Genomic DNA, 20,343 nt, shown 5'->3' on the forward strand with positions numbered 1-20,343 from the left:
GGGATTTTGTTTTAAAAGGAGTGTACTATTTTGCATATTATAATTAAGTGAAAAAAGGAGTTTAAAAGTATTTGTATGGAATATTTAGGATGAACAATCCAAAATGAAATTTATGAATAGCGTGGGTTACGCTAATGAAAAAAATGCTTCATCAAGTCACTACGATCGCCATATCACAAAATCGGACGCTGGTTTCAAAGATACAAATTGGAGCTTTTCTGTAGATGGAAAACAGCTATTTTCAGTAGTTTATGGATTGAAGATTATCAATATGAGCCAAGAAATATATATTTGATTGATTTTGAAAAGAAAGAAATCAAATTTTTAGCATATTCTGAAAGTGACTTTAAAATAGAAGATATTCCAGAAAATATAAAGGATGCCACCTAAATAAAGCTATGAAGCAAAATGGGTCTTGACCACACACCCTTTTGGTTGTATTGTTGTGATGGTGTAAAAATCAAGTGTCGCCCCCTGTGCAATAGCGCATTGTTAAATTATATTGTTTACCACATAAATATATAAAACTAAAATCCACTCAAAAGAGTGGATTAGTTATTTTATCAAGAAAGTGCTAATGATGGAGTTCAAACAATTAATCTTCAATTCCTATCATTTTCATTAGATAAAGTGCATTTCTTGTTGTAGATATTCCTTTTCTAAGCTTATAGTCGAAGTATATTTTATTATTTTTATAATGCTCCTGAAAATTATAATTAACCACGCTTCCGTTAGTCTCTTCCTCAAGCTCACCTAGCTCTAGGTCATGGGTTGAAACGAATCCCATTGCATTTTCCTTATAAAGCTTCGTGATTAATTTCTTGGCTCCAATATGCCTATCGTGAGAATTAGTTCCTTTAAATATTTCATCAAGTAGGAAAAACACTTGTTGATCATGTTTTGTAGCCTGGATGATTTCCTTGATTCTAAGTAGCTCAGCGTAAAAAGAGGAGATACTTTTTTCTAAGTTATCACTAACTCTCATACAGGTAAAAATTCTCATGAAGGAACATTTAAATTTCTTAGCGCAAACAGGGGCCCCAGCATATGCAAGAACAAGATTTATCCCTGCAGTTCTCAATAAAGTGCTTTTACCAGACATATTTGAACCGGTAATTAACAATATAGTTTGAGGTTCTTTAATTGTTAAATCATTATAAACTTGCTTGTTTGTTAATAGTGGGTGTCCTATATCTTGGGCAATAAATACAGATTTTTCTAAAGTAAATTCGGGTACTGCCCAGTTTGGATAGTCATAGCTAATAATAGCTAGGCTAGATAAAGCTTCGAGCTCACCTAATGTACTTAGCCATTCTTCAACTAAATGACCTGAACTAAGTTTCCACTTTTCCAGAGCAATCATACATTGATAGTCCCATAAGAAAATAATATTAATTGGGATAAACACAAAATTGCTTCTATTAGATATTTTATCAGCAATTTTTTCTAAGGCTTTTAACTGGTCATAAGCCGTAAGGCCTTGATTATCCATAATCTTATCTTTTAAGTTTTTAATATATTTAGAATTAAAGCTCGTTTTTTCAAAATGCTTAAGCATCTTTCCATATGTCCTAATACTTCTTTGGGAAGTATAAACTGTTTTTAGAGCTTCATTTCGTTTTTTAACGCCTATTAAAAGTAAAGAAATTTGTATAAAAATCAGAAGAACAGGGATAAGCCTAGGAATATGATTAAACCCATAGCTAAGTAAGAAAGATATTATTGTAAGCCCTGGTAATAGCTTAAAAACATAAATGATATCACTTCTAGTATATAAATCATTGTGATTATTATTTTTTAACCATTTTAATAAATCATTGTCATTACTTGTTTGTTCAACTATTTGTATCGCTTCAGCTTCATACTTTTGTCTCCACCATCTCATTTTGCCAAGCTCATTTAATGCCTCTTGTCTATCCTTTAAGGTATTATGGTCATAACAGGGGGATGTCAAAAATGTTTTAAGTTTTTTCCTACCTAAATAAGTTCTAGCAGTGTTAATCCACTGAAATAATGAGCCTCGACCAAAAAGATCTAAATCATGGGAAAACGCATGATTTTCATTTTTAAATGCTTCCCCTGTGTCTGTAAAGTCTAACCAAGTACCTTCTAATCTTTTAAAAGCGTTACGATTTATATTAAGTATTTGTTCTCCGTAAACCAGTAACTTTTTAATTTTCCTATAGACGACAACTAGGTATATAAAGATAGAGGTGAAAATAACAAGAACGCTCCAAAGTAAATAGTATAACGCCATCCAGTCAGCTATAGCAGCAATAATAATGCCTGATATAGCGGTTAAGAGTCTCCAATTTCCCGTTGCATGTAATCGCTTTTTTAATGTATCACACAATTTCTCATACTTGAATATACGTTTTTTATATGTATTTTTTGCATTCATAAAATCAACTCCTAAGCAAACACACTATATACTATACGCTAATCATTAAAAATTATTTTATTTAACAAAAAATCCACTTTAAATAGTGGATTTTATTCTAGTATTTCTTATTAGCTATTACACCATAGTCTAAAGTTACTTTAACCCTATACTATTATTTACCAATATAGTAATATGTTTCAACTACTTTACTAGTAGGTTTAACTACAATTACTTTTTCGTTTTTTGTATCTTTTCCCATTGGTGATAACTTTTTAAAAGATTTAGTGCCTTCTTCATTGTTTTATCCTTAACATTAGAGCTATCTTTAAGCACTCTTGACATTTGAATTAGCTGAGTTTCTAAGAACTTAGGATTTTGAAATTTAGTAGCAAGCGATGAAGCATTTTTTTTATTTTTAGATGCTAAAATAGATTCTTTAAATAGTAGTAATAGAAAGCTATTTTTCTTTTGCTTTGGTACTTGTTTAGCTTGCAGATAAACCTGACTAAAAAACTGATCTAAGTTTTTCTTTCTATAATGATAGTAAGCCACTAATAATGCAACACCAACTATCAATATAATTCCAATAATATAAATACTCTTGTCCATAATATCTTCCTCCCTATAAATAAAATGCAAATGTTACATATGTTATTTTAACATAATATCATTACAAATGCCTTCATAATTATGTATTGGGTTTTATTTAATATATTGATAGAATAATGGAACAATAAAATATAGCGTAATAAATGAAAAAAACTAAAGAAATTTATGATGCATGTAAAATTACACCATATAGAAACCTAAATTAATATTCAATATGAACACATAAATAATTTTACAAAAACGAAAGTAGTGTCTTTTTAAATACTACTAATGGCCTAAGGTATAATTCAATCTTATTATATTGTTAATAATATAAAGTGCTTATATGTTTGCATAAATGAGGAGGTTAATATAGTAATGAATTTACAATCAGGAAAGCTTTATTGGAATAAAACCATAACAAACCCTCCTTCCTATGAACCACTTGAATATGATATTGAATGTGATGTTTTGATTATCGGTGGAGGCACTTCAGGCGCGCAAACTGCCTACTATTTATGGGAAAAAGGGTTAAATGTAGTGTTAGTAGATAAAGGGAAAATAGGCCAAGGAAGTACATCTTCAAATACTGCACTTATACAGTATTCTGGTGATAAAATGTTTTATGAACTAATTAATAGTTTTGGGGAAGAAATCGCTGCTACACATTTAAAGTTATGTTTAGCAGGTATAAACGAAATAGAAGAAGTATGTAGATACTTAGATAAAAGCGTTGACTTTGTTCGCCGAGATAGCCTCTACTATGCCAGCTATAAAGAGGATGTAATAAAGATTGAAAAGGAATACAAGTATTTAAAGAAACATGGGTTTGATGTTGAATTAATGTCAGAAAATGATATTAAACAAGTCTATCCCTTTGAGAAAGCAGCAGCTATCTACACAAAGAATGATGCTGTAGTAAACCCTTATAAATTTACCTTAGAGCTTATACACAAAGCTTATAAAAAGGGAATACGGGTATTTGAAGATACCCATATAATTGGGAAGAAGGTAGAAAAAGACCATACTTTGTTACATACTAAAAATGGTGGTACTATCAAAACACGTTATGTAATTGTAGCTGCGGGCTACGAATGTAAAGAATTTAAGCAAGATAAGAATGTAGTATTTGAAAGTTCCTATGCCGTAGTGACCAATCAAGTGGAGGATCTGTCTGACTGGCATAAACAGACTTTAATTTGGGAAACAGCTCGACCATATATTTATATGCGCACTACAGCGGATAATCGTATTATCATTGGTGGTCTAGATGAAACAACAACAATTCCTGAAGAACGGGATAGTAAGTTAACCCGCAAAAAAGATTTGTTAATCGGAGAATTTAATAAACTTTTTCCTAATATTAAAGTTTCTCCTGAGTTCTATCTGTCAGCTATTTATGGTGGCACCCATGATGGATTGCCTATGATAGGATCCTATGGACAATTTCCCAACTGGTATTTCCTAATGGCTTATGGTGATAATGGGATGGTTTACAGTATGGTTCTGGCTAGAATAATTACAGATCTTATTACTAAAGGTTCAAATTCACATTTAGACATATATTTACAGAACCGCCCTTTGATTAATAAATAATAACCATTTATTTTATTTTAATTACTTATTTTTCAAAAAGTAAAAAATAATGATTTCTCTGTATTCCTAGTATAAAGTTAACTTTATAAGTGTACTTATTAAAAGCTTAGCTTAAATAGGATAATAATATTTGGGTATAAACAGAATACACTTTAAGATTTTAAATACTAAAAATGGAGGTTTTAATATGAAGATCGTAGTGTTAGATGGATATACTCTAAACCCTGGGGATTTAAGTTGGGATAAAATTAAAGAGCTAGGAGAAGTTGAAATATATGATCGCACGCCCTCAAGAGAGACAGTCAAAAGAGCTAAAGATGCGGATATTATTTTAACAAATAAAACTGCTTTAGGAGAAAAAGAATTGTCACAACTAGATAAGCTAAAATATATTGGTGTAACGGCAACGGGATATAATGTTGTAGACATTAAAGCCGCAAGAGAGCGGAATATAACTGTAACCAATATACCTACATATGGTACTGGATCTGTAGCACAGATGACTTTTGCATTAATATTAGAATTAACACAGCGGGTAAAGGATCATAGTGAGGCGGTCTTAAGGGGAGAGTGGAATGAAGCTAAAGATTTTTGTTTTTGGAAACAACCATTAATTGAGTTACAAGGTAAGACATTAGGCATAATAGGGTTTGGACGAATAGGGCAAGCTGTAGCAGATATTGCTACAGCCTTTGGAATGAACATAATAGCATATAATACAAATAAAAGCGATCAGTCACATAGGAAAAATTTTAAGTGGGTTGAGTTTGATACCCTATTTAAAGATTCAGACATTGTGAGCTTACACTGTCCTTTAAAACCTGAAACTGAAGGTATAATAAATTATGAAAATCTTAAAAAAATGAAGGGTTCTGCGTTTCTTATTAATACATCTAGAGGGCAACTTATTATAGAAGAGGATTTGGCAAATGCGTTAAACAACAATTTAATTGCAGGTGCAGGCTTGGATGTACTGGCAGTTGAACCCCCAAAACCAGACAATCCTTTATTAAAAGCTAAAAATTGTATAATTACACCCCATATAGCCTGGGCTACTTTTGAAGCAAGATCAAGACTAATGGATATTGCAGTTGATAACCTAAAAATGTTTTTGAACGGCGAACCAATCAATGTAGTAATATCACAATAAAGTTAGTATATTTACTATAAAGCTATCTAAGATTAATAATGACTTACAAGTTTAATATTCTTATAATTTATTTGCCATCTAGTTTTATTAATATACTGGGGTGGCAAATTTTTTATTTAAGATAATCTGGTTATACAATGAGTAACTACTTTAAATGCATTGATATCATTTTAAAAATTTGATAAAGTAGAAGCAATACTTGTAAAAAATGGATAGATAAATTGTGTTTAATATATAAAAGAAGTTGGGCGGAAAGAAACAAAAATAAATAACCTAGAAGAGTGTATGGAGCTATCGTTCAAAGACAGAGGAGTAATTTAAATTGAAAAATAAAAAATTCATTTATTTAGTTGTTGCACTGGTTTTTTTACCAGCACTACTTTTTTACGGTTTTATAGGTGTAACGACTGTGTTGGTAGGTATCTTACATATTCCAGCCTTGATGCTTTACCTTTGTTTAATCAGCCTTGTAAAGCGTATAATGCAAATTTTTGTTTCTAGGATAGATGGTAAAGAAGATCCCTATTTATCGACTCGTATTGCCTGGCTTGTTGTTAGTCATTTTGTTGTATTGTTGTTTTATCACTATTATCAAATTGAGAGCTTTATATGGATTCCCATAGTATCAAGCACTTTTCTGTATTCCGATTTTCAAAAAGAATGGACAGCATTCAAAGAGAAGAAAAGTGATAAAAAACCCCTATGGAAGGCCTATAAGCAATCAATGAGCTATAGTGGCTTAGATTTTATGGTATTTATAAAATTATTTTTCAGTACAGCATTTATTTTTTGGGGAATTAGGTCCATCGGGCATGAGCATATTTTGTTTTCCGGATTCCTCTTGATTTTTGGACTTTGGATAACGGTAGAACTTTATAGGGATGTTGTTAATTTAACGGAAAACTAAAAGGATATAGTGTGTTTAGTTAGGCTCAAATGTGGTATTTAATGTAATAGGGTAAGATAAGTTACTAAATAGGAGGGATTTTTATGACAAGAGTAGCAGTTTTAGTAGCGGATACTTTTGAAGAAAATGAACTTTTCTATCCCTACTTTCGATTACAAGAAGAAGGTTTTCATGTTGACCTGATAGGCGCAGAAGGGGATGTAGCTTATAAAGGTAAGCATGGTATAACTGCAGTGAGTGATTATGCTTCTAAGGAAGTATCAGTAGAGGATTACGATGGGGTAATAATTCCCGGAGGATACTCTCCAGATCAGATGAGACAGTGTCCTGAGACGGTACAGTTCGTAAAAGGTATGAATGATAAAAACAAAACGATAGCAGCGATCTGTCATGGTCCGTGGATGATGATATCTAGCTGTGATTTAAGTGGCCGTACATTAACCGGGTTTTTCTCAATTAAAGATGATATTGTAAATGCCGGTGCTAAATACGTTGATCAAGAGATCATGGTAGATGGTAATTTCATTACCTCTAGAACCCCAAAAGATTTACCTGCATTCGGTAAAGCTATTGTTGAATCTTTGAAATAGAAACTAATTTTTAAAAAGGGGATGGGAGACTTTTTACCATAGTGTAAAAAATCACCATCCCCTTTAAAATGCTAGTAAGCGGGTTCAAATAACATATTAAGTTTTTTCACTATAATATTATTAATTATATGGGCTTGAAAGGATAAGTTGTCCTTTAACTCTGTAATCCTTCTAAAAATTAACCAATAAGAATCTAATTCGTTTTGTGGAATACAATTATCTCTAGTTATATCTGTTAGTTCCTCATGAATCCTTTGAAGACGATTATAATTCTCTTTAATAGCTTTTACTTCTTCTTTAATTTTATCTAAAAGTGTATCCGTGGGGTTCTCGCTAAATTTATGTATAAGTGGATATAAAACAGTCTCCTTGTGCTTTAAATGTTCGTCAAACTCAACTTTTAGTTCGTATAAAGTTTTGTGAATTTCAAAGTAATTACTATGACTTGGTCCGTTACCCCTCACTACCCTCTTAGAAAGCTCGTTAATTTCTTGTAATACTCTTTTAACATAGCTATGATGATTTTCTATTAACTGATCTGTTAATTCTTTAAGGGATAATGATCTATAATCTACTTGATGTGTATTACTTACTCGGGCATACATAGCATTTAATTTTTCTAATACTTCTTTTTCGTCTAAGTCTTTTTCTTTTACCGTCATAGACAAGGACCTATCTCCATTGAAATAATAATCAATATCGAACTCATTAAATATGTCTGCCGCACTAGGCATTATCGATACAATTTCACCTATACTTTGTTCATCTTTAAATTTAAACATATATCTGTTCCTCCTATATTAATTTAGTAAGACGTAATAAATTTTAATTATTATCCTTTCTTCGTTAATATTTTCTTACCCGAAAGAATTTGAAATTAACTTAATAAAAGATATTTTTTGAGTAGTAATTATATAAAAAAGGAATTTTATTCTCTATAAAAGAGGGTATAGATTTATTATTAATATTTTAAAGTTAGGAAAAGGGGTGCTAACTTGGTAAATAGATTTAGCAATTTTCAAGAAAAACGTATGTACATATTTGGTGAGCTTGTAAAGCGTTACTGGAGTGGGCAGCTTAAAGATGTAAATGATTTAAATGATTTAGCCCAGGACATTAAAGAAGAATTTGATTTTGAAGATAATGATATTCCTTTTATTAAAGACCATATTCGTATAGCTATGGGACTAGATCCTAGTGGTAGTGATGGATTTAAGGATGAGTTAGATTTAATTAAGAACTTTAAAGAGGTTACCTTTCCAGTAGTTTCAAGAGTAGATGGAGCCTGTGAATATTGTGAGGAGACGGACTGTAAAAGTATAGAGGAATGTAAATATGAGGCCCACATATATAAAAGAGACCAGGGTCCTGTTATTGTAGGTGATAAATGTTTAAGCTGTGGCGCCTGTATTCCCAGCTGTGACTTTGGGGCTATAGCGGATAAAATTGAGTTCTTACCCTTAATTGATTTGTTAAAGGACGACAAAACGGATGTATATGTTACTGTTGCCCCTGCAATTGTTGGCCAATTTGGAGACAATGTTTCTATGGGTAAGTTACGTACAGCCTTTAAGCTTCTAGGCTTTAAGGATATGATTGAAGTAGCGCTATTTGCAGATATACTAACCATAAAAGAAGCAATTGAATTTAATCATTTAGTACAATCCGAGGATGACTTCTTTTTAACGAGCTGCTGCTGTCCCATCTGGTTTAATTTAACGAAGAAAAACTACCCTAATATTTTTAAATATATGTCACCTTCTATATCTCCAATGATTGCTTCGGGTAGATTTCTTAAAAAGCTATATAAAGACGTTAAAGTAGTATTTATTGCACCTTGTGTTGCTAAGAAAGCAGAAACAAAGGAACCGACTTTAAAAGGGGATATAGATTTTGTTTTAAACTTTAGAGAGCTCAAAGAAATATTTAATGCCCTACAAATAGACCTTGCTGAATTAACGCCTAATGATAAGGATCAAGCATCCTTCGGTGGAAGAGTATATGCAAGAACTGGTGGCGTTAGCTTTTCAGTTAAAACGGTTGTTAATAGACTAGCGCCTCGAAGACTTATTAAGCTAAAATCAAAGAAAGTTGATGGTGTCCAAGATTGTAAAAAAGTATTAGATGATTTATCGGTTAATGATACAATAGATTACAATTTTATAGAGGGTATGGGCTGTAAAGGTGGTTGCGTTGGTGGTCCCAAGACGAATATAGAAGTAGAAAAGGCAACTAAATATGTCAATGACTTTGGTGAAGACTCCCTCATTATGACCCCATTTGATAATTTGAACTTGTTAAAGATTTTAAAGCAATTAGGCTTAGAATCTATTGAAGATATCGTTGAAAATGAGGAAATGTTTAATTTCCTTACTAGAGAGTGACAAGACAAGGTGGTATAGTAAAGCTTTTAAATAATTTCAAAATAAAACAGCAAGCGTATAATCTTGCTGTTTTTATATGGTAGGAAAGTTCTACTTCCTACCATATAAAAAACAGGGGTTATAGGAGATGAGATTCTCTGACTGTACTCAGGAAGAGAAAGTGGCGATAGCCACTTTTTTTATGTCTAAGGCAAGAAAGTTAAGTGATAGTCGGTGAACTAAGCATAAATTATGATTGTAAAGAAAGTAAGTAGATTATATTTTAAAAATTAAAACTAGACAACAAAAGCATAAAGTCTATTAAAAAACACCTTGAATAATAGCAGTTAAATTATTAGTTTGAAATTTTTTTTACGTAAATTAAATCCTAGTTGGCGGCGCTACATAATTAATATAGAAGCAAATTAAACATTTTTTGGTAGTGAAGTGATGTGTTTAAACAAAAAAAATGTCGGGTAGGAGAAAAATAGATCAAAAAATAGGAGGGAGAAAAATGGCACTTAAAAAAGGTGGATTTTACGGATTTGTTGAAACCGGTAGACCGGTTTCGGAAGGCACAAATGGAGCGGTTACATCACCACACTACTTGGCAACACAGGCTGGGAAGGAGATATTAGAAAAAGGTGGTCATGCTGTGGAGGGAGCAATTGCTGTTAATGCAGTTTTATGTGTTGTGTATCCCCATATGGCAGGTCTAGGAGGAGATTTATTTTCGTTGATTTGGGATGAATCGGAAGGAGAAGTTAAAGCAATCAATGGAAGTGGTCGTTCTGGATCTAAAGTAGTGAGGGATATTTACTTAGACAAAGGATATGATGAGATACCAGAAAGAGGTCCATTATCTGCAAACACAGTCCCCGGAACAGTAAAGGCATGGTGGGATATGCATCAACAATATGGAAGACTGGAGTGGAATACCTTATTCTTAAGAGCTATTGAATACGCTGAACATGGTTTTCCAGTTACCGAAAAGTTTAGCCAATTTATTAAAGAGAAGAAACAAGTACTTAATGAATATGAAGAATCAAGAAATACTTTTTTACCAGGAGGTCGAGCAATTCAACCTGGTGAAATATTAAAACAACCAGACTTAGCATTGACTTTAAAACTGATTGCAAAGGATGGTTATGAAGTATTTTACAAAGGAGAAGTAGCGGAAAGAATAGTCGATTCTCTTAATAGACATGGGGGACTTTTAGTAAAAGAAGACTTAGAAAAACATGTGAGTACATGGGAGAAGCCTCTGACTACAGACTATAGAGATTATCTTGTTCATGAGTTAAAACCAAATACTCAAGGAATTGCAACTTTAATGATGCTAAATATTTTAAAAGAGCATGATATACAGTCAATAGGTGATAACACCCCAGATTATTATCATCTCATGGCAGAAGCAGCAAAAATAGCCTTTAAATACAGAGATCAGTGGGTAACTGATAAACGTTTTGAAGATATACCCTACGATAAACTTCTATCAAAAGAACATGGAAGCAAAATGGTAAATGAAATTTCAATGAGCTCAGCGTATGATTTAAATAAGTTAGAAGAACTTCCAGATATAAAGGGAAATAGAGACACTACTTACATGAGTGTCGTTGATAAAGAGGGCAATGGGGTTTCATTAATTCAAAGTATTTATCATGAGTTTGGATCCGGATTTATGCCGGGAGGGTGTGGATTCTTACTACAGAATAGAGGATCATTTTTCAGCTTGGACCCAGACCACCAAAATACACTTGAGCCAAATAAGAGAACCTTTCATACAATTATACCTGCAATGGCAACTAAAGACGGCAAACCCTTTATGTTATTTGGATCAATGGGTGGTGAAGGACAGCCACAAACCCAATGTGCTTTATTAACAAGAGTGATTGACTTTGGGTATAACATGCAGCAGGCAATAGAGGCACCCCGTTGGTTGTATGGTAGAACATGGGGAGAGTCCAGCTTTTCTTTAAAATTAGAGTCTCGTATTCCTAACGCAATTGGAGCAATATTAACAGAACGAGGCCATGAAGTTGAAGTGGATGAAGATTATTCCCAACAAATGGGACACGCTCAAGGGATTATTATAGATCGAGAAAGAGGTAAATATAGTGCAGGGGCAGACCCTAGAGGAGATGGTCTAGCACTAACTTGGTAAATATACACTAATATTGGAAAGGAGAGGATTAGGAATGGAAAATTCATTACCTGTAGATTTATTACATTGGGTAGCGGCTATGCTACCCCTAGTGTTACTTTTAATTATGCTTGTATTATTAAAATGGTCAGGTCCCGTATCTGGTTGGGTAGCTATGGCTGTAGCTACCGTCATAGGGCTTATATTATTTAAAGCTCCATTTGATGGAATAGCTGTAGGTTTTGGTAAAGGTCTTTGGGAAGCATTCTTTATATTGTTGGTAGTATGGCCAGCTTTATATCTATATAATGTTACAAAAACTGCGGATGCCTTTACTGCAATACGTGAAGGGATTCAAGAACATACACAAAATTATCTGTTTCTTGTATTAGCTTTTGGTTGGGTATTTGCTTCATTCTTACAAGGTATTGCAGGGTTTGGAGCGCCTATAGCCGTAGTGGCTCCTTTACTTGTAGGTATTGGTGTAAAACCAGTGATGGCAGTAGTTATACCTCTTATTGGACATGCATGGGCTAATATGTTTGGTACACTAGCAGTGGGCTGGATTGCGACAACAAATGTTGTTACCATTGAAAATACAGCAGAAACGGTACTTTATACTTCTATTCTGTTATGGATACCAAATATAATTGCAGGTTTTATGATTTGTTATCTATTTGCTAAATGGAAAGGTATAAAGGAAGGTTTTATAGCAGTAATCACCATTTCTATTATTCATGGTGGTGGACAAGTATTACTAGGACAAGTAAATCCAACACTAAGTAATTTTGTACCAGCAACTGTAGCACTTTTAGCTTTATTTATTCTAGCTAAATTAAATACATATAAGGAAAAAACAGAGCTTCAAGAAGAGACTGATATATTAGATGAAAAGACGATTAAGAGTGAAAAACCTAAAATGTCAATTCATAAGGCATTTATGCCCTACTATGTTTTAACTATAATTTCTATTGTAGCCCTAGGAATACCTTTTATTACAGAAATATTAGAGCAGGTAGAATGGGGACCAGCAGTTCCAGGGGTAGAAACAGGTTATGGATATGAAGTAGAAGCTGAATCAGCTTATTCCCCGATCGCTCCACTAACCCATCCAGGTTTATACTTATTAATAGCATCGGTTTTCGGTTATTTCTGGTTTAAGAAATTAGGCGCATATAAAGAAGATGCAGGAAAAGAGATATGGTCAGGAGTAAAAGATAATGCAATAGGGGCGTCATTATCTATAGCTGGATTTTTAACAATGACTGAGATAATGAGTAACTCCGGACAAACGACTGTTATTGCTCTTGGGGTAGCGGAAATGGCACCGCCAGTAGTATATATTGCATTAACCAATGTCATTGGTATTCTTGGTGCATTTATGACTTCTTCTAATACGGCTTCAAATGTACTATTTGCTCCTTTACATGTATCCGTAGCACAATCTATGGATGCACTTTCAACATCACAGGTTATAGCATCACAATCAGTTGGAGGTGCAATAGGTAACTCTATAGCTCCAGCTAATGTTATATTAGGAACTAGTACAGCCGAAATAAAAGGGAAAGATTCGGAGGTCTTTAAGTATACGATTATTTTCACGCTGATCTCAGCTATTATTGTGTCGATTATAGCCATAGCGCTATTTTACTTAAGCTAACTAATGAAAACTTCTTCCTTATGGAAGAGGTTTTCACTATATAGATAAATAAACTCAAATCAAAGATATAAATAATACTGGAGAGGAGTGATCATGGTGGAAAGTAATATGCCTGTAGATATAATTCATTGGCTCGCTGCACTGTTACCACTAGTTCTTTTATTGGTTATGTTAATTAAACTTAAGTGGTCAGGTGCAAAATCAGGTTGGATTTCTATGGGTATAGCCTTAATAATAGCACTTATATTATTTCAAGCATCTTTTATGAATGCCATAGTTGGTTTTGGTAAAGGACTTTGGGAAGCACTTTTTATATTACTAGTTGTATGGCCAGCCCTACTTCTATATCAAGTAACAAAAGAGTCCGGGGCATTTACTGTAATAAGAGAGGATATACAAATACACACGAAAAACTATTTATTTTTAGTCTTAGGTCTAGGTTGGGTATTTACTTCATTCTTACAAGGTATTGCAGGGTTTGGTGCACCAATTGCTGTCGTAGCACCTATTCTCGTAGGTATAGGAGTAAGGCCCGTAGCAGCAGTCGCCATACCATTAATTGGACATGCCTGGGCAAATGTATTTGGAACATTAGCCGTCGCATGGATTGCTACAACAAATGTCGCTACAATTGAATCCCCATCAACGACTATATTTTATACAGGAATTTTACTTTGGATCACAAATATTGTCGCAGGCATTATGATTTGTTGGATGTTTGCTAAATGGAAAGGGATTAAAGAGGGTTTTCTTGCGGTTATAGTAATATCGCTTATCCATGGGGGTGGGCAGATATACTTAGGACAAATTAACCCATCCTTAAGCAATTTTATTCCCACAACCATTGCTTTAGGAGCCCTATTTTTACTTGCAAAGCTAAATAAATATAGCGATAAAACACCTCTGGAAGATGAGACAGATATATTAGAGGATGAACATACCAGTGAATTAGAAGAGAAACCTAGCATATCAATACATAAAGCATTTATGCCATACTATGTATTAATAATAATATCTGTTATCGCATTGGGAATACCTAATATATCCGATGCCCTAGGTCAATTTGAGTTTGGACCTTCTGTTCCTACAACAGAAACGGGTTATGAATTTGTAGTAGAAGGAGAAGATACATATTCTCCAATTACACCATTAACTCATCCAGGTCTATACTTACTGATATCCGCAATATTTGCATATTTTTGGTATAAAAAACTAGATGTGTATGAAAAAGAATCACATAAAATAATTTGGACGGAAGTTAAGGATAACGCAGTAGGCGCATCTTTAGCAATAATCGGTTTTTTAACAATGACGGAAATTATGAGTAATTCTGGTCAAACAACAGTATTGGCTCTAGGAATTGCTGAAATTTCACCACCAGTAGTTTATCTAGCCCTGTCTAATGTAATTGGAATTGTTGGTTCCTTTATGACGTCTTCAAACACAGCTTCAAATGTATTATTCGCGCCTTTACACGTATCAGTGGCTGAAACAATGGAAGGATTATCTACTGCGCAAGTAATATCAACTCAATCAGCAGGTGGGGCTATAGGAAACTCAATATCCCCAGCCAATGTTATACTCGGTACAAGTACTGCAGAGATAGAAGGTAAAGAATCAGAGGTTATGAAGCCAGCTTTAAGGTTTACAATTATATCCGGGTGTTTTGTTTCCCTAGCTGCTATTATTATGTATTACCTTTAAAAGAACTTTCATTTCAAAGCTAATTAGGTTTATAATACTATAATTAGAGTGAAGGATGCTTATTATTCCCCTAGACAAAGCAGTTTAGGGGAATATTTAATCTCCTTCTTCCCACTAGGGTGTGCTTTAGAATCAAGGGCCATTTATTAATTAGAATTTGCCTTCGTTTATTTGAATGCAATGAGGGTATAAAATATTGTGCGATCTATTGATGGGTGCAAAACAATAAATTTTAAAAAATTACTTGATTATGTAATCTAAATAAGATAGATAGATTAAAAAATATGCTGTATTCCATGAAAAAAAGTGATCATATCCTAAAGGGGGAATTAATATTGAATAAAGCAGAAGCATGGACTAAAGCCTCAAGAATTCCAGCCCAAATGTTTATTTTTCCGAGTCTTTTATTGGGACAAATAATTCACTTTTCTATGCATAAGGAATTTAATTGGTTAGTTTTTGTGTTAATACATACCTATGGACTCCTTATGCATCTTTTTATTGTATATGCAAATGACTATGCGGATTATGAAACAGATAGGCAAAATAAAACCTTTACGCCTTTTACTGGTGGTTCTAGGGTTTTAATTGAGGGCTATTTGAGTAAGAAAAATATATTATACGGTGCTGTTGTTATGGCGATAATGTGTTTATTTATAGGTGTTTTGCTTTCTTTTTATATAGGAAATGCTTTTATATTACTATTAGTTATTGCAGGCATACTTTTACTTTATGCATATAGCTTCAGTCCAATGAAAATATCATACAGGGGATTTGGAGAACTGTTGCAAATGATTGGTGTAGGTCTAGTGCTACCGTTAATAGGCTACTTATCACAGGGGGGCAATATTAACGCATTCCCTTGGACGATCATAATAATCATCTTGCCGTCACAGTTGGCTATGGCTATTTCTACATCTCTTCCAGATGAACCGTCGGATAGATTGAGTTCAAAAAGAACCTCAGTAGTAATCCTAGGTCATTATAAGGCAAAGTTATTAATAATATTATTATATACAGTGTCATTTATATCTATTTTAATTTATCAAAGGGGCACTTTGATTAATCTAAGCGGAATAATTTTTAGTTTAATTACTTCAGTTTTAATCCTTTTACAGCTTTTTATTCTTTCCAACTATTCTATTAAGCCAGGAAGCAAAATGATTACATATTTTGTTCTATTATCAATATTAACGAATACTGTAATAGTATTAGGGTTGTCCTATATTATTTTTAAACATGCTTAGCGTAGAAAGCGCCCTAGTTTTAAAGAATAATACCTGAATTTTTAAGTGCCACAATAATATTAAAAACTCTAAAAAGTAACTTGGTTGTAATCCTTTCTGTTTTATATCAGTGGATAATAAAAGGTTAGTTAAAAATTAAAGGATTAATACAATGTCAGAGAAGGAGTAGATTTTCATGAAAAGGTTTGGTATTGCTTTAGGTGGAGGGGGCAGCAGAGGGTTTGCTCATCTTGGGGTTATAAAAGCATTAGAAGAAAAAGGAATAAAGCCTGAGATATTTTCTGGTACAAGTGCAGGAGCAATTGTTGCAGCGCTTCTGGCAGCTCAGAAAACTCCTGATGACATTATGGAAATTATGAAAGATATAAAAATAACTGATGCAGCCAAAATTAAATTTCCTGTTAATGGTTTTGCTAATCTCGACACTTTAGGAAATCAACTGGATAAAATTTTGAAAGGTAAAAATTTTACAGATTTAAAATACCCATTATATATATGCGCATCAAACATCAATACTGGAAAAGTAGAATACATTAACTCTGGAAATGTAGCTAAAGCAGTACAAGCTTCTTCTTCTATCCCTATATTATTCTCGCCAGTTGAGATAAAAGGACAAAGCTATGTTGATGGTGGATTACTCGACAATGTTCCTGTAAAGCCATTGATGAATAAATGTGAAAAAATAATTACAATTGATATTATGCCCGTTGTAAAAACAGAAAAAATAAATGGCATTTTAGAAATCACTAAGCGAATCTTTCAAATGAATGTAGGCAAGCAGCAAGAGAAAAAGGAAAATAGCGATCTATTTATAAAATTAGAAGCACTAGTAGACTATAATATATTGGATACAAGTCAAAATGAAAAGATTTTCGAGATAGGTTATAACTACACTAAAAACTTAGATATAACAAAAGTACAGATAGATTAGTATTCTACAGATTTTATGCTCCCTCAAACGTATATGTTAAGAGGGAGTTTTTTATGATTAATAAAAGTTAATAGATTTTGGTTATTAAAATAGAGGATGTGAGGCAGTAAATAAAGAAATTTATAATCCAGATGATGAATTTTTTTACCAAGTACTTTATAATTTTACAGTAGAAATATTTTTAAGATTAGACGTATTATGATAGTTACTAATAAATATTTATTAAATGGGAGGAATGAAGTAAATGAAAATTAACCACAAATATAGAGGAATTACTTTTTCTTGTCTAGCAGCGATTTTTATATCAGTGCCTATGGCATTAATCATGGTTATTATAAACTATGGAATTAGACCAGGGTTTTTATTAGCTTTTTTAAAGTCTGCAGTTGTAGGAACCGCAATCTCTATTCCTTTAGCAAATCTTTTTATACCCATAGCCGAAAAAATAGTACAAAAAATCGTAGCTGAGCCCGATGAAGCAACAAAGTAAGGAACCATAATATTGGTGTTGCGACGAATATTTGGAGACGCTTAAAACAAAATTAAAGAATGAAAGATTATGTTATTTTTACTAAAATAGGAGTAGTAAAAAATGGTATAATTAATAAAGAATAAACAAAAAATTAATTGAGGGTGTAATTATGGCAAAAGAATATTTTTTCTTATATCTAGTATATGGTTTAGTTTTTGTATCCATGGGTATATTTGCAAGTTATAAAAAAGATGAAGAAGTAAGTCATCTACCTTTGGTAAAATCACTAAAGTATTTAGGCGTTTTTGGAATCACTCATGGTCTTTCTGAGTGGGTAACTATGATAGTGATTGCCGATTTATACCCGGATTTATATGTATACTTGTTCATAATAAAGCAAATTTTAAAGGCAATTTCTTTTGTATTTCTAATAGGATTTGGAACTACTTTATTACCAAAATATATTAGATACAAAAGCATAATAAATAAAATGCCTATTTTGCTTCTAACAGTTTGGGGGACTCTATTTATCTTATTAATGGTAAGGAACGGATTACATTATCATCTTATAAATCCTCAATATAATACTACCTTTTTACGATATTTTATGGGATTACCAGGTGGGGTAATTACTTCTCTTGCTTTAAGGTTACAGGGAAAACAAATGAATAAAAGAAATTTAGATACAATTGTAAAAAAATATAACCACTTGGCTTATATTTTTCTTATTTATGGATTGGTTGATGGAATGATTGTAAGAGAAATGGATTTTTTTCCTGCAAACGTTATTAACAATCAAGCATTCCTACAATGGTTTGGGTTTCCTATTCAAATTATAAAAATTATGGTGGGAATCAGCATTAATATTCTGTTGATTAGAGTAATAAAAACTTTTGGTTGGGAACAAAAAGAGAGATTACAGCAGTTACAGGAGCAAAAGATTGCAGATGAAGAAAGAAGAAAATTGGGACTGGAAATACATGATAGCATTATTCAAAGTATCTACGCAGCAAACTTAAAGTTACAATGTTTGATAGATGATAATAAGGAAGCGTCGTATGCTGATCTGCTACAGGAAATACAATTAGACTTAGGAAATACTATTAAGAAAACTAGAGAGTTTATATCAACAACATCCCTTAAAACAGTGGAGTTGAAGGATTTAACCAACAGCATAGTGAAATTGGTTGAAATATTTAATAATAACCAAGATATTAAAATTGATGTAGAATCTGAAATGCCGGAATTATATCTAAGAGAATTATCTACTGAAAAATCTAGTCAAATTTATTATGTTGTTCAGGAAGCACTTAGCAATGTTATAAAACATTCAAAGGGAAATCGTGCTATGGTTTTAGTAAAAACAGTAGGTGATTTTCTCTATATTAAGGTAAAGGATAATGGCGTAGGTATACAATTAAATAGTATAGATTCAAAACAACAGTTTGGCCTAATTTCTATGAAAAAAAGAGCTGAGACAGTTGGGGCCACACTTAGCGTAAAAAATATTGAGCAGGGAACAGAAGTTGAATTGATCGTACCATGGGAGGACTCAAATCATGTTAGATAAAATTAAAGTGTTAATTGTAGATGACCATAGTGTAGTAAGGAAAGGTTTAAAAATGTTTTTAGGTACCAATCCTTCCATAGAGGTATGTGGAGAAGCTGAGAACTTAAAAGATGCCATAAAGATGACTACTAAAACAAAACCCGATGTAATTATATTAGACTTCAAACTGCCAGACGGGGATGGAATCAATGGGAGTATTGCAATAAAAGCTCGTTTTCCGGATATAAAAATTATTATTTTAACAGCATATACCCAAAATGAAACGGTTTTGGGAGCAATTCGAGCTGGTGTCGATGCTTATTTATTAAAGGATATTGAAAGTAAAGAATTAATTAATACAATCATAGCTGTATATAAGGGAAAAGCTGTTTTAGACACTTCTGTAACAGAAGATGTTTTTAATACTTTAAAGATAGAAAATACAAACATAAAGAGTAAATCTAGTTTAAGCTTACAAGAAACGAAAATCTTAGATATGATTGCTCAAGGGAAGGTGAATAAAGAGATCGCAGAGAGCTTAGGCATCTCGGATAAGACCGTTAGAAATTATATAAGTAATATCTTCAAAAAATTGAATGTTTCCAATAGAACAGAGGCAGCTACTTATTGGATAAGAAAAATAAACACACAGTAGGACAAATGTACCTACTGTTGGGACAAATTACACTGTTTAAAGTCCTCGGCTTAGTATGTTAAGTTATTAACATAACAAAGTTTTATTTAATGCGTTAAATATTTCTCAATATGAGGGGGACTCACAGATGAAAAAAACATTATTAATGGCATTAGTTTTAATTTTAGCAAGTGTAATGGCTTTAAGTGGATGTACAGCTACTGAAGAACCAGTAGAAACAGGTAGTGAACAAGAAAAAGTTGATGGAGAAGATTATGTTATAGGAACTTATGAAGACGGAAGATATAGAGGAATCTATGAGGACAGAGGAGAACAGCAGGTAAGTATTCAATTTCATCTAGAAGACAATGTGATCAGCAATGTTAGCTTTAGACATTTATATCATTCTGGAAATGACTACCGTCA

At 32.7% G+C, this 20,343-nt stretch carries 17 protein-coding genes and 1 pseudogene; 15 read left to right on the top strand and 3 right to left on the bottom strand.

The window, feature by feature from the left end; genetic code table 11:
• The first annotated feature begins 112 nt into the window (after positions 1-112).
• Complete coding sequence (locus tag RH915_RS02630; protein WP_310477761.1) at positions 113-295, top strand: hypothetical protein; 183 nt, start codon at positions 113-115, stop codon at positions 293-295.
• 300 nt (positions 296-595) lie between these two features.
• On the opposite strand, the gene RH915_RS02635 is transcribed toward RH915_RS02630, so the two are convergent.
• Entirely contained in the window at positions 596-2,401 is a 1,806-nt protein-coding gene (locus tag RH915_RS02635) for a MutS-related protein (protein WP_310477762.1), read from the bottom strand.
• A gap of 210 nt (positions 2,402-2,611) precedes the next feature.
• Positions 2,612-2,992 (bottom strand): hypothetical protein, encoded by a 381-nt coding sequence (locus RH915_RS02640; protein WP_310477763.1) that lies wholly within the window; start codon positions 2,990-2,992, stop codon positions 2,612-2,614.
• 357 nt (positions 2,993-3,349) lie between these two features.
• On the opposite strand from RH915_RS02640, the gene RH915_RS02645 reads away from it, so the two are divergent.
• The 4 genes from RH915_RS02645 (at position 3,350) to RH915_RS02660 (ending at position 7,214) form a co-directional block, all read left to right on the top strand.
• Positions 3,350-4,567, top strand: coding sequence for an NAD(P)/FAD-dependent oxidoreductase (locus RH915_RS02645; protein ID WP_310477764.1), 1,218 nt, complete (start codon positions 3,350-3,352; stop codon positions 4,565-4,567).
• A 187-nt stretch (positions 4,568-4,754) separates the two neighbouring features.
• Positions 4,755-5,717, top strand: a complete 963-nt coding sequence (locus tag RH915_RS02650) for a D-2-hydroxyacid dehydrogenase (protein ID WP_310477765.1) — start codon at positions 4,755-4,757, stop codon at positions 5,715-5,717.
• A 322-nt stretch (positions 5,718-6,039) separates the two neighbouring features.
• Positions 6,040-6,624 carry a hypothetical protein gene (locus tag RH915_RS02655; protein ID WP_310477766.1) on the top strand — a complete coding sequence of 195 codons (585 nt, stop codon included), beginning with the start codon at positions 6,040-6,042 and terminating at the stop codon, positions 6,622-6,624.
• 83 nt (positions 6,625-6,707) lie between these two features.
• Positions 6,708-7,214, top strand: a complete 507-nt coding sequence (locus RH915_RS02660; protein ID WP_310477767.1) for a type 1 glutamine amidotransferase domain-containing protein — start codon at positions 6,708-6,710, stop codon at positions 7,212-7,214.
• A 71-nt stretch (positions 7,215-7,285) separates the two neighbouring features.
• Here RH915_RS02660 and RH915_RS02665 read toward each other — a convergent pair whose 3' ends face one another.
• On the bottom strand, positions 7,286-7,996 hold the full coding sequence (locus RH915_RS02665; protein ID WP_310477768.1) for a DUF542 domain-containing protein: 711 nt from the start codon (positions 7,994-7,996) through the stop codon (positions 7,286-7,288).
• Between the two features lie 213 nt (positions 7,997-8,209).
• Here RH915_RS02665 and RH915_RS02670 point away from each other — a divergent pair, with 213 nt between their 5' ends.
• The 10 genes and pseudogenes from RH915_RS02670 to RH915_RS02715 all read left to right on the top strand — a co-directional run.
• Complete coding sequence (locus tag RH915_RS02670; protein ID WP_310477769.1) at positions 8,210-9,598, top strand: [Fe-Fe] hydrogenase large subunit C-terminal domain-containing protein; 1,389 nt, start codon at positions 8,210-8,212, stop codon at positions 9,596-9,598.
• A gap of 493 nt (positions 9,599-10,091) precedes the next feature.
• On the top strand, positions 10,092-11,741 hold the full coding sequence (gene ggt / locus RH915_RS02675; RefSeq protein ID WP_310477770.1) for a gamma-glutamyltransferase: 1,650 nt from the start codon (positions 10,092-10,094) through the stop codon (positions 11,739-11,741).
• 34 nt (positions 11,742-11,775) lie between these two features.
• On the top strand, positions 11,776-13,380 hold the full coding sequence (locus RH915_RS02680) for an L-lactate permease (protein WP_310477771.1): 1,605 nt from the start codon (positions 11,776-11,778) through the stop codon (positions 13,378-13,380).
• 93 nt (positions 13,381-13,473) lie between these two features.
• Positions 13,474-15,084, top strand: coding sequence for an L-lactate permease (locus RH915_RS02685; protein WP_310477772.1), 1,611 nt, complete (start codon positions 13,474-13,476; stop codon positions 15,082-15,084).
• Between the two features lie 335 nt (positions 15,085-15,419).
• Positions 15,420-16,331, top strand: coding sequence for a prenyltransferase (locus RH915_RS02690; RefSeq protein WP_310477773.1), 912 nt, complete (start codon positions 15,420-15,422; stop codon positions 16,329-16,331).
• A 175-nt stretch (positions 16,332-16,506) separates the two neighbouring features.
• Positions 16,507-17,262, top strand: coding sequence for a patatin-like phospholipase family protein (locus tag RH915_RS02695; protein ID WP_310477774.1), 756 nt, complete (start codon positions 16,507-16,509; stop codon positions 17,260-17,262).
• Between the two features lie 244 nt (positions 17,263-17,506).
• Entirely contained in the window at positions 17,507-17,752 is a 246-nt protein-coding gene (locus tag RH915_RS02700; protein WP_310477775.1) for a DUF2798 domain-containing protein, read from the top strand.
• Positions 17,753-17,903: 151 nt separating this feature from the next.
• Positions 17,904-19,304: a sensor histidine kinase gene (locus RH915_RS02705; protein WP_310477776.1), complete on the top strand. Its 1,401-nt coding sequence runs from the start codon at positions 17,904-17,906 to the stop codon at positions 19,302-19,304.
• The gene (locus RH915_RS02710) at positions 19,294-19,938 is read left to right on the top strand and encodes a response regulator transcription factor (RefSeq protein ID WP_310477777.1); all 645 of its coding nucleotides are present in this window, start codon (positions 19,294-19,296) and stop codon (positions 19,936-19,938) included. The genes RH915_RS02705 and RH915_RS02710 overlap by 11 nt, the downstream gene beginning before the upstream one ends.
• Before the next feature lie 127 nt (positions 19,939-20,065).
• A pseudogene (locus tag RH915_RS02715) lies at positions 20,066-20,343 on the top strand (hypothetical protein); the annotation flags it as partial.

The organism is Serpentinicella sp. ANB-PHB4 (assembly GCF_031432315.1).
Classification (GTDB): Bacteria; Bacillota; Clostridia; order Peptostreptococcales; family Natronincolaceae; genus Serpentinicella.

Coding starts and splice junctions, on each gene's coding strand:
- RH915_RS02630 (WP_310477761.1), top strand. CDS start 113: ATGAATAGCGTGGGTTACGCTAATGAAAAAAATGCTTCATCAAGTCAC.
- RH915_RS02635 (WP_310477762.1), bottom strand. CDS start 2,401: ATGAATGCAAAAAATACATATAAAAAACGTATATTCAAGTATGAGAAA.
- RH915_RS02640 (WP_310477763.1), bottom strand. CDS start 2,992: ATGGACAAGAGTATTTATATTATTGGAATTATATTGATAGTTGGTGTT.
- RH915_RS02645 (WP_310477764.1), top strand. CDS start 3,350: ATGAATTTACAATCAGGAAAGCTTTATTGGAATAAAACCATAACAAAC.
- RH915_RS02650 (WP_310477765.1), top strand. CDS start 4,755: ATGAAGATCGTAGTGTTAGATGGATATACTCTAAACCCTGGGGATTTA.
- RH915_RS02660 (WP_310477767.1), top strand. CDS start 6,708: ATGACAAGAGTAGCAGTTTTAGTAGCGGATACTTTTGAAGAAAATGAA.
- RH915_RS02665 (WP_310477768.1), bottom strand. CDS start 7,996: ATGTTTAAATTTAAAGATGAACAAAGTATAGGTGAAATTGTATCGATA.
- ggt (WP_310477770.1), top strand. CDS start 10,092: ATGGCACTTAAAAAAGGTGGATTTTACGGATTTGTTGAAACCGGTAGA.
- RH915_RS02680 (WP_310477771.1), top strand. CDS start 11,776: ATGGAAAATTCATTACCTGTAGATTTATTACATTGGGTAGCGGCTATG.
- RH915_RS02685 (WP_310477772.1), top strand. CDS start 13,474: ATGGTGGAAAGTAATATGCCTGTAGATATAATTCATTGGCTCGCTGCA.
- RH915_RS02695 (WP_310477774.1), top strand. CDS start 16,507: ATGAAAAGGTTTGGTATTGCTTTAGGTGGAGGGGGCAGCAGAGGGTTT.
- RH915_RS02700 (WP_310477775.1), top strand. CDS start 17,507: ATGAAAATTAACCACAAATATAGAGGAATTACTTTTTCTTGTCTAGCA.
- RH915_RS02705 (WP_310477776.1), top strand. CDS start 17,904: ATGGCAAAAGAATATTTTTTCTTATATCTAGTATATGGTTTAGTTTTT.
- RH915_RS02710 (WP_310477777.1), top strand. CDS start 19,294: ATGTTAGATAAAATTAAAGTGTTAATTGTAGATGACCATAGTGTAGTA.